Here is a 13,030-nt window from a genome sequence, read left to right as displayed (position 1 = left end):
GTCCGTACAAAACCGCCCGATAAGGTGTTAATCCAACATTCATCGATGGCCCATACCCTCCCCGGGCTAGCCTCGAGCTGAAACGCCATCGTCCGACCGGGAGGCGGAACCCCCGTGCAAGGCACTGTGTCGACACCAGGAACCCCGGCGGTGAGCAACGGCGGCCCGGGGGAGGCCTTCCTCCTCGTCGTCGACGACGAACCGAACATCCGCGAGCTGCTGTCCGCCTCGCTCCGCTTCTCCGGCTTCCGGGTGGCCTCCGCCGCGACCGGGGCCGAGGCGCTGCGCCTGATCGCCGCCGACCGCCCGGACCTGGTCGTCCTCGACGTGATGCTGCCGGACCTCGACGGCTTCACCATCGTCGAGCGGCTGCGCGAGCAGACCAGCCGCGGCCTCATCGCCGGCCCCTCCCACGGCCACCCCGGCGACCACCTGCCGGTGCTCTTCCTCACCGCCAAGGACGGCGTCGGCGACAAGGTCCAGGGCCTCGCCGCGGGAGCCGACGACTACGTGACCAAGCCGTTCAGCCTGGAGGAGCTGATCGCCCGGATCCGCGCCATCCTGCGCCGCTCCGGCGGGCCGGCCGAGGACGGCCGGCTGATCGTCGCCGACCTCGTCCTCGACCCGATAGCCCACGAGGTCACCCGGGGCGGCAGCGTCGTCGCGCTCTCCCCGACCGAGTTCAAGCTGTTGCACTACCTGATGGCCAACGTCGGCCGGGTGGTCTCCAAGGCGCAGATCCTCGACCACGTCTGGGCCTACGACTTCGGCGGCGACCTCTCGATCGTCGAGTCCTACATCTCCTACCTGCGCCGCAAGCTCGACTCCGGCCCGGCGCACGGGCCCAAGCTGATCCACACCGTGCGCGGCATCGGCTACGCCCTGCGCCGCCCGCCGCAGAGCTGAGCAGCACCGAGTTGACCGCCGCAGAACCGGCCACGGCAGAGCCGGCCACCGCAGGACCGGCCACGGCGGAGCCCGACCCGGCGCGCCGCCGCGGCCGGCTGTCGCTGCGCGCCCGGCTCCTGGTGCTCGCGCTCGCCCTGGTCGCCACCGGACTGGTGGTCAGCGACACCGTGGTGCTCGGCACCGTCCGCCACCAGCTGGTGCAGCGGCTCGACGAACAGCTGGAGCGCTACGGCGAGTCGCTCGCCCACCGCGCCCCGTCCCGGCTCAACTGGCCGGACGCCAAGCAACAGCAGCAGCCGTCGATGGGCGGCAAGCGCACGCAGTACCTGGCCGCGCTGCCCAGCCAGTACCTGGTCCAGTACCTGTCCGCCGACGGCAAGGTGCAGTTCGCGGTGCGCCAGCCGGTCTCCGACAACGACCCGGCGCCGCAGCTGGCCGGCTTCGACCCGGCCCGGGTCGAGGCCGGCACCCCCTTCGACCTGCCCGACCAGCGCGGCGGCCGGGACCGCTGGCGGGTCCTGGTCGTGCCGCTGCAGCGGCAGAGCACCCCGGTGGCCGGCCCCTTCGCCGCGCCCGCGCCCGCCTCCGCGTACGTGATGGTCGCCGTCTCCCGGGAGGACGTCGACGGCACCGTCGAGCGGCTGCGCACCGCCTTCCTCGGCATCGGCGGCGCCGTCCTGGTGCTGATCGCCGCGCTCGGCTTCTTCGCCGTGCGGGCCGGCCTGCGGCCGCTGCGCCGGATCGAGGAGGGCGCCCAGCGGATCGCCGCCGGGGAGCTCTCCCACCGGATGCCGGCCCTCCCGCCGCACACCGAGGTCGGCCGGCTCTCCACCGCGCTGAACGGCATGCTGGCGCAGATCGAGTCCGCGTTCGCCGCCCGCGCGGAGTCCGAGGCCCGGATGCGGCGGTTCGTCGCGGACGCCTCGCACGAACTGCGCACCCCGCTGGCCGGCATCCGCGGTTTCGCCGAGCTGTACCGGATGGGCGCCCTGCCGACCGAGGCCGACGTGCGGCGCACCATGGGCCGGATCGAGAACGAGGCGGTGCGGATGGGCGCGCTGGTCGAGGACCTGCTGGTGCTCGCCCGGCTCGACGAGGAGCGCCCGCTCGACCTCGCCCCGATGGACCTGCGCACGCTCGCCGCGGACGCCCTGCACGACCTCGTCGCGCTCGACCCGAGCCGCCCGGTCGCCCTCACCGGCCCGGACGGCAGTGGCCCGCCCGGGCCCGCGCCGGTGCTCGGCGACGAGGCGCGGCTGCGCCAGGTGGTCACCAACCTGGTCGGCAACGCCGTCAAGCACACCCCGTCCGGCACCCCGGTGCGGATCGGCGTGGGCACCGGCGACGGCCTCTGCCTGCTGGAGGTCGCCGACTCCGGCCCCGGTCTCACCGCCGACCAGGCCGCCCTGGTCTTCCACCGCTTCTACCGCGTGGACGCCTCCCGCAGCCGCCACGACCGCCGCGGCGGCGCCGGCCTCGGCCTCGCCATCGCCACCGCCCTCACCCACGCCCACGGCGGCGCCCTCACCCTCCACACCACCCCCGGCACCGGAGCCACCTTCCGCCTCGAACTTCCCCACCAGCGCTGAAACCCCCTGATCGAGTGAACCTCGATGCATCACCCCCGCCATCCGCCGTCGGCGTGTGAGGGTACGGCCGTGGCTTGTGCGGTACTGCGCAGGCTGATCACACTGGACGGGAATGAGGGGTGTCTCAATGTTCGCGCTCGTAGCCGAGGAGACCGTCGTGGACCTGGACCAGGCGCTGTGGCAGGTGTGGAAGGCGATGGAGGTCCCCGAGGGCTTCCACGCGGAGATCATCGAAGGAGCCATCGAGATGTCACCTGCAGGCGGGGCCCGGCACATGATGATCAACCGGCGGATGTTCCTCGCCCTCCATGACCATCTGCGGGGCACCGGGTGGGCTCCGGGGAACGACGGGAATGTCATCAGCGGCCTCAAGGTCACGATTCCCGACGTCTACGTGGCGCCGGACGACCTCGAGGAGATCGTGCATCCCGAGGGCCTGGGGATCCTTGCCTCCGGCGTCGCCATGATGGTCGAGACCGTCTCGCCCGGACACAAGAACCGCCAGCGCGACCGCGTTCTCAAGCACCGCGCCTACGCGACCGCCGGCATCCCCGTCCACGTGATCATCGACGACTACGACGACGGCGGCGCCGTCACCGTCCTCACCGGTCCCGACCCGGAGCGCGGCGCCTACGCCCGATCGGAGCGGACGCCCTACGGCGCGGAGGCGGTGATCCCGGAGGGACCCGCGAAGGGGTTCGCGATCGGTCCGGCGATCACCGGGGGCCGACAGGACTGACCTTCTCGTCCGGGAGTCCCTGGGCGAGGATAGGGATCATGACGACTCCTCATGCCCCTGCTCCCGTCCCCTCCGCCGGTGCGGCCGGTACCTTCCTGCTCGGTGGTGAACAGCCGGTGTCCCGGATGGGGTTCGGCGCGATGAAGTTGCCCTCGCGGGACTGGGAGGGCCCCGCCTGCGACCCGGAGCAGAGCCTGCGGGTGCTGCGCCGGGCGGTGGAGCTGGGCGTCGACCACATCGACACCGCCTGGTTCTACTTCTTCCGCGACGTCTCCGCCAACGACCTGATCCGGCGGGCCCTGCACCCGTACCGGGACGGCCTGGTGATCGCGACCAAGGTCGGCCCCGGCCGCGAGCCGGACGGCGGCTGGATGGACCCGGCCGACCGGGACGCCCTGCGCGCGGCCGTCCACCGCAATCTGCGCGAGCTCGGTGTGGACCACCTCGACCTGGTCTACCTGCGCCGGCTGCCCAGCCAGTCCTCGATCGCCGAACCCTTCGCCGCGCTGGCCGAGTTGCGCGAGGAGGGGCTGATCCGCCGGCTCGGCGTCAGCAACGTGAACGCGGCCCAGCTCGCCGAGGCACGGGCGATCGCCCCGGTGGTCGCGGTGCAGAACAGGTTCAGCGTGCTGGAGCACGACGAGGCCGACGACCGGCTGCTGGCCGACTGCACCGGGCGCGGCACCGCCTTCGTGCCGTTCTACCCGCTGGGCGGCAGCGGCGTGCCCGACCACCCCGCCCTGCGCCGGGTCGCCGAGCGGCACGGCGCCACCCGGGCCCAGGTGATGGTGGCCTGGCTGCTCGCCCTCTCGCCGGCGGTCCTCGCCATCCCGGGCACCTCCTCGCCGGCGCACCTGGAGGAGAACGTGGCCGCCGCCTCGCTGCGCCTGGACGCGGGGGACCTCGCGGACCTCGCCGAGCTGAAGGCGCCCGCCCGGTAGGACCGTCTGATCAATCCCGCGTCTGGTTTCCCCGCCGGCCGGCCGGGAACAGCCACGCCCGTACGCGAAGGTTCCACAACTCCCAGGCGAGGTCCGGATGACAGCGTCAGCACCACGTCCCGAGGTGTCCTTCCGACGGGACCTCTCGGAGTGGCGGATCGTGCTCGTCGCCTGGCGGCTGCTGGTGCTCCAGGCCTCGCATCCGGTGGTCGCGGCCGGGATGGCGGAGCACTCCGCCTACCGCGGCCACCCCTGGCGCCGGATCGAGCACACCCTCGGCAGCGGGCAGCGGCTCTTCCAGGCCGACCAGGAGCAGCTCTGGCGCGAGGTCCAGCGGCTCGACCGGGCGCACCGGCGGATCCACGGCACCGCCGAGGACGGCCGGGAGTACGACGCCCGCGACCCCGCCACCCGGGCCTGGGTGCTCCTCACCCTCTTCGAAGCGGTCGCCGCCATGCGGGAGCTGAGCGGCCGGCCGTACTCGGCGGAGGAACTGGAGGCGCTGTACCGGGAGTTCGCCGAGATCGCGGCGGTGTTCGGGCTGCCGGCGGGGGAGTTGCCCGCGACCGCCGCCGAGCTGCCCGGCTACCTGCGGCGGACCACCGCCGAGCGGCTGGAGTTCACCGGGGCGGCGCGGCACCTGCTGTACGACTTCCTGCACGAGGCGCCCTGTCCGCGCCGGCTGCGCTTCCTCGGGCCGGCCGGCTGGCGGGTGCTGCGGTCGGTGGTGGCCCGGGTGGTCACCGAGCTGACCGTCGCGGACCTCCCGGCGGTGTACCGCGAGCGGTTCGGGCTGGTCCCCACCCGCCGCGGGGCGGTGCTGTCCCGGGTGCTGCACCGCGGCGGCCGGGCGGTGCTGACCGGGCTGCCGGACCGCTACCGCTACCGCGCCCCCGGTGTGCGCCCGCCGTCCCGGCCCCGGCGGATGCCGCGCCAGGACACCCGGCCGCCCCGGCTGGAACGGTTCTTCCGGGAGGTCCTGGACCAGACTGGGGACGGTCACCTCACGGTCCGCGACTTCGCGTGCATGGCGCACAACGTCTGCTGGCAGCTGGAGCTCTCCGAGGCCGGCGAGGCCCGGGTGCACGCCGCGTTCGAGGCGTGGTGGGAGCAGCTGCGGGCGACCATGGACACCGACGGCGACGGCCGGATCGGCCGGGCCGAGTACGTCGCCGCGACGCTGGCCGGCTGCGACCGCGACCCGGCGTACCTGGAGGGCGGCCTGCTGCCCGCGCTGCGGGCGGTGTTCGAGGCGGCCGACGCCGACGGGGACGGTCTGATGGACTTCGCCGAGTACCGGGTGCTGTTCGACGGCCGGCGGGTGCATCCGGCCGAACTCTCGCACGGCTTCCGCCAGCTGGACACCGACGGGGACGGCGTGATCACCGTGGCGGAGTTCCTGCGCGGCTTCGTCGACTACTTCACCGCCCGCGCCCCCTCCGCTCCCGGCACCCAGCTCCTCGGGCGGGCGTAGCCGTGCCCGGCCCTCGGACGACCTGCCGGACCGCCGGCCGAACCGCCCGCCGAACCATCCGCCGGACGGACCGTCAGGCGGCCCGCAGCGCCGCCTCGGTGTCGGCGACCAGGGAGCGGGCCGCGGCCACGGTGGCGGTGAGCGCCGCGGGCCCGTCGCCGGGGGCGGCGAGCAGGGCGCGGGCGCGCGGGCCGAAGCCGGCCGGAGCGGCGGGCAGTTCCCCGGCGACGGCGAGGGCGCCCTTCTCGTTGAGGCACCAGCGCCGGTCGGCCGCGTACAGCGCCTGCACCAGGATGCCGACGGCGCGGGAGAGGCAGAGCACGACGTACAGGGTGTCGCCGCGGGCCGCGCCCTTGGCGGCGCCGTCGAGCAGGAAGCCGGCCTCCCAGGTGCTCGCCATCAGCGCGGCCCGCAGCGGCTCCGGGTAGCCGGCGTACGCGGCCCGGCGCTCGGCCAGCTCGCCGGACGGGTCGGCGAGGACGCGGCCGAGCGCCAGTTCCCCGACGTAGCAGGGCGACCAGAAGCCGAGCGGGTGCCCGGCCTGGATCCCCACCTCGTAGCGGCCGGCCAGGCAGTCGGCCCGGACCCGGTCGACCCGGTCGAGGTCGCGCAGGATCCAGTCCACCCGGCCGAGGCCCTCGACGGTGAGCCAGGCCCCGCCGTCGACCCACGGCCCCCAGCCGCCGGGTCCGGCCACCTCGACGCCCGGTCCGGCCACCTCGCGCAGGGCGTCGAGGTCGGGGGCGCCGCGGTAGTAGAGGCCGAGGTCCCAGTCCGAGTCCGGCCGGTGCTCGCCCCGGGCCCGGCTGCCGCCGAGCACCACGCCGACCACTCCCGGCACACCGGCCAGCCGGCCGGCCATCGCTTCGACGATTGTTCGCACGGGGCGGAGTCTGGCACACCCGGAGCACCTCCCCGGGGCGGGAGCTTTCCATCGGCCAGAACAGGCCGACCTGGAGGATCGATGGCTGTCAATGCTACGGATCGTCCACATTCTCCGGCCCACCCGCCCCGCTGCTCGTTGCTGTTCCCGGCCCCCCTTCGCAGACTGTGCGCACGGCATCGCTGCCGGTCAAACCCCACCCCGCCGGTGAATCGCCTGTAAGAGTGGTGGATACTGATGCTTGTGAACGTGTTCACGTTCACAAGCGGACAAGCCTGTGCGCTTGGGCGACGGTCCCCGGCTTATCGAGTAGTTTGTCCGAAATGTGACTCAACAGGGTCGGTTGGGAGAGAGGGCGCCGTGGAACTGGCAATCGCTCACGAGACCATCGCGCGATGGCAATTCGGCATCACCACCGTCTACCACTTCCTCTTCGTCCCGCTGACCATCAGCCTCGCGGCGATCGTCGCCGGGCTGGAGACCGCGTGGGTGCGGACGAACAAGGAGAAGTACTTCCACGCCACCAAGTTCTGGGGCAAGCTCTTCCTGATCAACATCGCGATGGGCGTGGTCACCGGCATCGTGCAGGAGTTCCAGTTCGGCATGAACTGGTCCGACTACTCCCGCTTCGTCGGTGACGTCTTCGGCGCCCCGCTCGCGATGGAGGCGCTGATCGCCTTCTTCTTCGAGTCGACCTTCATCGGCCTGTGGATCTTCGGCTGGGACAAGCTGCCCAGGAAGCTGCACTGCGCCTGCATCTGGATGGTCGCGCTCGGCACCGTGCTCTCCGCCTACTTCATCCTGGCGGCGAACTCCTGGATGCAGCACCCGGTCGGCTACGCGATCGACCCGGTCACCGGGAAGGCGCAGCTCAACGACATCGCGCGGGTGCTGTTCCAGGACACCACCGTCACCGTCGTCCTGCACACCCTGACCGCCGCCTTCCTCACCGGCGCCGCGTTCGTGGTCGGCATCGCCTCCTTCCACCTGTGGAAGGCCAAGCGCAAGCCCGCGAGCGCCAACCCCAAGCGGGTCGCCGCGATGCGCACCTCGCTGCGGCTGGGCCTGGTCCTCGCCGTCATCGCCGGCCTCGGCACGGCGCTCAGCGGCGACCAGCTCGCCAAGGTCATGTTCCGCCAGCAGCCGATGAAGATGGCCGCCGCCGAGGCGCTCTGGGACACCAAGGCCCCCGCGCCGTTCTCGATCTTCGCGGTCGGCGACGTCGGCAAGGGCCACAACTCGGTCGAGCTGGAGATCCCCGCGGCGCTGTCCTTCCTCGCCAACAGCGACTTCAGCTCCTCCGTCCCCGGCATCAACGACACCGCCGCCGCCGAGGCCGCCAAGTACGGCGGCGACCCCAAGGACTACATCCCGAGCATCTTCGTCACCTACTGGGGCTTCCGCCTCATGATCGGCTTCGGGATGACGTCCTTCGTGGCCGGTCTGATCGGCCTCTGGACCACCCGCAAGAGGCGCTTCCTGGCACCGGAGTTCCGCACCGGCGACGACGAGGTGCCGAGGCTGATGCTCACCCCGAAGCGCGAGCTGGGCCCGTTCCTCACCAAGTGGAGCTGGCGGATCGGCATCCTCACCATGGGCTTCCCGCTGATCGCCAACAGCTTCGGCTGGATCTTCACCGAGATGGGCCGCCAGCCCTGGGCGGTCTTCGGCCTGATGACCACGGCCAGCGCCGTCTCGCCCAACGTCAGCGTCGGCACCCAGATCGGCGCGCTGGCCACCTTCACCGCGCTGTACGCGATCCTCGCCGTCATCGAGGTCAAGCTGCTGGTCAAGTACGCCAAGGCCGGTCCGGCCACCGACGAGCAGCCGCCCGCCAAGGACCCGTCCCTGCGCGGCCCGTCCTCGGAGGACGACGCCGACAAGCCGCTCGCCTTCGCCTACTGAGGCCCCTGAGGATCGATAGGACCGACACACCATGGAACTTCACGACGTCTGGTTCGTCCTGATCGCCGTCCTCTGGATCGGCTACTTCTTCCTGGAGGGCTTCGACTTCGGCATCGGCATCCTCACGAAGACGCTGGCCCGGGGCACCTCCGAGCGGCGGGTGCTGATCAACACCATCGGCCCGGTCTGGGACGGCAACGAGGTCTGGCTGCTGACCGCCGGCGGCGCCACCTTCGCGGCCTTCCCGGACTGGTACGCCACCCTGTTCAGCGGCTTCTACATCCCGCTGCTGGTCATCCTGGTCTGCCTGATCGTCCGCGGCGTCGCCTTCGAGTACCGGGCCAAGCGGCCCGAGCCGCGCTGGCAGCGCAACTGGGAGGAGGCGATCTTCTGGACCTCGCTGATCCCGTCCTTCCTCTGGGGCGTCGCCTTCGCGAACATCGTGCGCGGCGTGGACATCGACGCGCAGAAGAACTTCGTCGGGACCCTCTGGGACCTGCTCAACCCGTACGCGCTGCTCGGCGGCCTGGTGACGCTCGTCCTGTTCACCTTCCACGGCGCGGTGTTCGCCGCGCTCAAGACGGTCGGCGACATCCGCGAGCGGGCCCGGGCCACCGCGCTGCGGACCGGACTGGTGACGGCGGTGCTCGCCGCGGTCTTCCTGATCTGGACCCAGGCCGACCACGGCAACGGCTGGAGCCTCGCCGCCCTGGTGACCGCGGTGCTCGCCCTGGTCGGCGCGCTCGCCGCCAACCAGCGGGCCCGTGAGGGCTGGGCGTTCGCCCTCTCGGGCGCGACGATCGTGGCCGCCGTCGCCATGCTCTTCCTCGCCCTCTTCCCCGACGTCATGCCGTCCACGCTGAACCCGGACTGGAGCCTGACCGTGGGCAACGCGGCCTCCTCGCCGTACACGCTCAAGCTGATGACCATCGTGGCCGCGGTCTTCACCCCGATCGTGCTGCTCTACCAGGGCTGGACGTACTGGGTGTTCCGCAAGCGGATCGGCGTCCAGCACATCCCCGGGCACGACCCGGCCGCCGCCCTCGACAAGGCCTGACGCCGTGAAGCCGGTCGACCCCCGACTCCTCGGGTACGCCCGCACCACCCGGACCTTCCTGGCCGGGACCGTCCTCCTGGGCACCGCGAACGCGGCCCTGGTGGTCGCCCAGGCGGGCCTGATCGCCGAGATCGTGGTCCGCGGCTTCCAGCAGCGGGCCGGGCTCGACGAGCTCACCGCGCCGCTGGCGCTGCTGGCGCTCACCGCGATCGGGCGCGGGCTGGTCGGCTGGCTCACCGAACTCACCGCGCACCGGTCCGTCGCCCGGGTGAAGTCCACCCTGCGGCGCCGGCTGCTCGACCACGCCACCGCGCTCGGCCCGGCCCACCCGGCGGGCCGGCGCACCGGCGAACTCACCGCCCTCGCCACCCGCGGCGTGGACGCGCTCGACGACTACTTCGCCCGCTACCTGCCGCAACTGGCGCTCGCCGTGGTCGTCCCGGTCGCGGTGCTGCTGCGGATCGTCGGCGCCGACGCCACCTCGGCCGCGATCATCGCCGGCACCCTGCCGCTGATCCCGCTGTTCATGGTGCTGATCGGGATGGCCACCCAGGCCCGGATGGACCGCCAGTGGACCACCCTCGCCCGGCTCTCCCACCACTTCCTGGACGTGGTCGCCGGGCTGCCCACGCTCAAGGTCTTCAACCGGGCCCGCGCCCAGGCCGCGACCATCGCCCGGATCACCGCCGACTACCGCCGGGCCACCCTGCGGACCCTGCGGATCGCCTTCATCTCCTCCTTCGCCCTGGAACTGCTCTCCACCCTCTCGGTCGCCCTGGTCGCCGTCTCGATCGGCTTCCGGCTGGTGAACGGCAGCCTCGACCTGGAGACCGGGCTGCTGATCCTGATCCTCGCCCCCGAGGTCTACTTCCCGATCCGTCAGGTCGGCGCGCTCTACCACTCCAGCGTCGAGGGCCTGACCGCCGCCGACCGGATCTTCGAGGTGCTGGAGACCCCGCTGCCGGCCGCCGGCACGGTGCCCGCGCCGGACCTCGCCGGGGCCACCGTGACGGCCGACGGCCTCACCGTGCGCTTCCCCGGCCGCACCGGGCCCGCCCTCGACGGCGCCGCGCTGGTGCTGGAGCCGGGCGGGAGCGTCGCGCTCACCGGACCGTCCGGCGCCGGCAAGTCCACCCTGCTCGGCGTCCTGCTCGGCCTCACCGCCCCCGACGCCGGCACCGTCCGGATCACCGCCGCCGACGGGCGCACCCACGACCTGGCCGACCTGGACCGGGAGAGCTGGCGGCGGCAGATCGCCTGGGTGCCGCAGCACCCGCACCTGTTCGCCGGCACCGTCGCCGACAACCTGCGGCTCTACCGGCCCGACGCCACCGACGAGCGGCTGTGGGCGGCGCTGCGCTCCGCGCACGCCCTCGACTTCGTCACCCGGCTGGACACCGTCCTCGGCGAGGACGGCGCCGGGCTCTCCGCCGGCCAGCGCCAGCGGCTCGCGCTCGCCCGGGTGCTGCTCGCCGACGACCGACCGCTCGTCCTGCTCGACGAGCCCACCGCCCACCTGGACGGCGCCTCCGAGGCGGCCGTGGTGGACACCGTCCGGGCGCTGGCCGCCGATCCCGCGCGCACCGTCCTGCTGGTCGCCCACCGGCCCGCGCTGCTGGCCGCCGCCGACCGGCGGGTCCGGCTGGACGGCCCCGCCGCTCCCCCGGCCGCCCCGGCGGCCGTCCCCGCCCCGCTCCCGGCGCACAGCGGCCGACCCACGCCGCCGGCGCCCGAGGACGGTCCGGCGCCCGGCCCGGACGCGGTCAGGCCCCGCCTCGCCCTCTCCGTCCTGCTCGGCGCGCTCGCCCTCGGCTGCGCCGTCGCGCTGATGGCCACCTCCGGCTACCTCATCTCCTACGCCTCCGAGATGCCGCCGGTCCTCTACCTGATGATGGCCGTCACCTCGGTGCGCGCCTTCGGCATCGGGCGCAGCGTCTTCCGCTACGCCGAGCGGCTGGTCTCGCACGACGCCGTGCTGCGCACCCTCGGCACCCTGCGCGCCGCCGTGTACCGCCGGCTCGCCGTGCTCGCCCCGGCCGCGCTGCCCGCGTTCCGGCGCGGGGACCTGCTCTCCCGGCTGGTCGCCGACGTCGACGCCGTCCAGGACCACTACCTGCGCTGGCGCCTGCCGGCCGCCGTGGCCGCGGTGGTCTCGCTGGCCGCCGCCGTCGCCATGGGCGCCTTCCTGCCCGCCGCCGGGCTGGTGCTCGGCGCCGGCCTGCTGCTCGCCGGCCTGGTGGTGCCCGCGCTGGCCGCCCGCTGGTCGGCCGCCGACGAACGCCGCCAGGCCCCGGCGCGCGGACGGCTCGCCACCACCGTGCTGGACGCGTTCAGCGGGACGGCCGAGCTCACCGTGGCCGGCGCGCTGCCCGGCCGGCTCGCCGCCGTCCGCGCCGCCGACACCGCGCTGACCGCCCTGGCCGCCCGCTCGGCCGCCACCGCCGCGCTCGGCACCGGGCTGATCACCCTGCTCACCGGCCTCACCGTGGCCGCCGCCGCGGCCGTCGGCCTGCGCGGCGTCGAGTCCGGCGCCCTCGCCCCGGTCTGCCTGGCCGTGGTCGTGCTCACCCCGCTGGCCGCCTTCGAGGCCGTCACCGGCATGCCGCTCGCGGTCCAGGCCCGGCGGCGCAGCCAGGCCGCCTCGGCGCGGCTCGCCGAGGTGCTGGACGCGCCCGCCGCCGTCGCCGAACCCACCGCACCGAAGGCCCTGCCCGAGCAGCCGCTGCCGATCGCGGTCCGCGGGCTGACCGCCCGCCACCCCGGACAGGACGCCGCCGCACTGGCCGGGGTCGACCTCGACCTCGTCGCGGGCCGCAGGATCGCCGTGGTCGGCCCGTCCGGCTCCGGCAAGACCACCCTCGCGCAGACGCTGCTGCGCTTCCTCGACCAGGACGCCGGGAGCGTCGTGCTCGCCGCCGGCCGCCCACAGGCGGTGGACAGCCGGGAGCTCGCCGGGGAGGACGTCCGCCGGGTGGTCGGGCTCTGCGCCCAGGACGCGCACGTCTTCGACAGCTCGCTGCGCGAGAACCTCCGCCTCGCCCGGCCGGACGCGGGGGAGGACGAGCTGCGCGCCGCGCTCGCCGCCGCCCGGCTGCTGGACTTCACCGAGACTCTGCCGGACGGCCTGGACACCATGGTCGGCGAGCACGGCGCCCGCCTCTCCGGCGGCCAGCGCCAGCGGCTCGCGCTCGCCCGGGCGCTGCTCGCCGACTTCCCGGTGCTCGTCCTGGACGAGCCCGCCGAACACCTCGACCTGCCGACCGCCGACGCCCTCACCGCCGACCTGCTCACCGCCACCGCGGGCCGCACCACCATGCTCATCACCCACCGCCTGGCCGGTCTCGACGACACCACCGTCGACGAGGTGCTCGTCCTGGACGCCGGCCGGGTGGTGGAGCGCGGCCGCTGGTCCGAGCTGCTGGCCCGCCCGGCCGGCCGGCTGCGCGCGATGCACGACCGCGAGCGCGAGACCGACGGGCTGCCGCTCGCGGTCGGTTAGCCGGGCCGCCCGGAGCCCCGCCGGCCGGTCGCGT

Annotated in this window: 9 protein-coding genes; 8 read left to right on the top strand and 1 reads right to left on the bottom strand. The window is 73.8% G+C overall.

Annotated elements, in window-relative coordinates:
• Positions 1-150 precede the first annotated feature (150 nt).
• The 5 genes from ABT093_RS04990 to ABT093_RS04970 all read left to right on the top strand — a co-directional run bounded on the left by ABT093_RS04990 (position 151) and on the right by ABT093_RS04970 (position 5,652).
• Positions 151-906 carry a response regulator transcription factor gene (locus ABT093_RS04990; RefSeq protein ID WP_350560465.1) on the top strand — a complete coding sequence of 252 codons (756 nt, stop codon included), beginning with the start codon at positions 151-153 and terminating at the stop codon, positions 904-906.
• An 11-nt stretch (positions 907-917) separates the two neighbouring features.
• Complete coding sequence (locus tag ABT093_RS04985; protein ID WP_350560463.1) at positions 918-2,498, top strand: sensor histidine kinase; 1,581 nt, start codon at positions 918-920, stop codon at positions 2,496-2,498.
• Between the two features lie 127 nt (positions 2,499-2,625).
• The gene (locus ABT093_RS04980) at positions 2,626-3,237 is read left to right on the top strand and encodes a Uma2 family endonuclease (protein WP_350560461.1); all 612 of its coding nucleotides are present in this window, start codon (positions 2,626-2,628) and stop codon (positions 3,235-3,237) included.
• A gap of 38 nt (positions 3,238-3,275) precedes the next feature.
• Positions 3,276-4,178, top strand: a complete 903-nt coding sequence (locus ABT093_RS04975) for an oxidoreductase (protein ID WP_350560459.1) — start codon at positions 3,276-3,278, stop codon at positions 4,176-4,178.
• Between the two features lie 124 nt (positions 4,179-4,302).
• Positions 4,303-5,652 (top strand): oxygenase MpaB family protein, encoded by a 1,350-nt coding sequence (locus tag ABT093_RS04970; RefSeq protein WP_350560457.1) that lies wholly within the window; start codon positions 4,303-4,305, stop codon positions 5,650-5,652.
• 73 nt (positions 5,653-5,725) lie between these two features.
• Here ABT093_RS04970 and ABT093_RS04965 read toward each other — a convergent pair whose 3' ends face one another.
• A complete protein-coding gene (locus tag ABT093_RS04965; protein WP_350560618.1) occupies positions 5,726-6,514 on the bottom strand; it encodes a DUF4037 domain-containing protein in 789 nt (262 codons plus the stop codon).
• 381 nt (positions 6,515-6,895) lie between these two features.
• Here ABT093_RS04965 and ABT093_RS04960 point away from each other — a divergent pair, with 381 nt between their 5' ends.
• The 3 genes from ABT093_RS04960 to cydD are packed head-to-tail and all read left to right on the top strand — an operon-like array spanning position 6,896 to position 12,996.
• Complete coding sequence (locus ABT093_RS04960; protein WP_350560455.1) at positions 6,896-8,440, top strand: cytochrome ubiquinol oxidase subunit I; 1,545 nt, start codon at positions 6,896-6,898, stop codon at positions 8,438-8,440.
• A gap of 31 nt (positions 8,441-8,471) precedes the next feature.
• A complete protein-coding gene (gene cydB, locus ABT093_RS04955; protein ID WP_350560453.1) occupies positions 8,472-9,497 on the top strand; it encodes a cytochrome d ubiquinol oxidase subunit II in 1,026 nt (341 codons plus the stop codon).
• A 4-nt stretch (positions 9,498-9,501) separates the two neighbouring features.
• Entirely contained in the window at positions 9,502-12,996 is a 3,495-nt protein-coding gene (gene cydD / locus ABT093_RS04950) for a thiol reductant ABC exporter subunit CydD (RefSeq protein ID WP_350560451.1), read from the top strand.
• Positions 12,997-13,030 lie beyond the last annotated feature (34 nt).

Source organism: Kitasatospora sp. NPDC002551, from assembly GCF_040296005.1.
GTDB lineage: Bacteria > Actinomycetota > Actinomycetes > Streptomycetales > Streptomycetaceae > Kitasatospora.
This window is presented reverse-complemented; position numbering and strand designations above follow the sequence as displayed.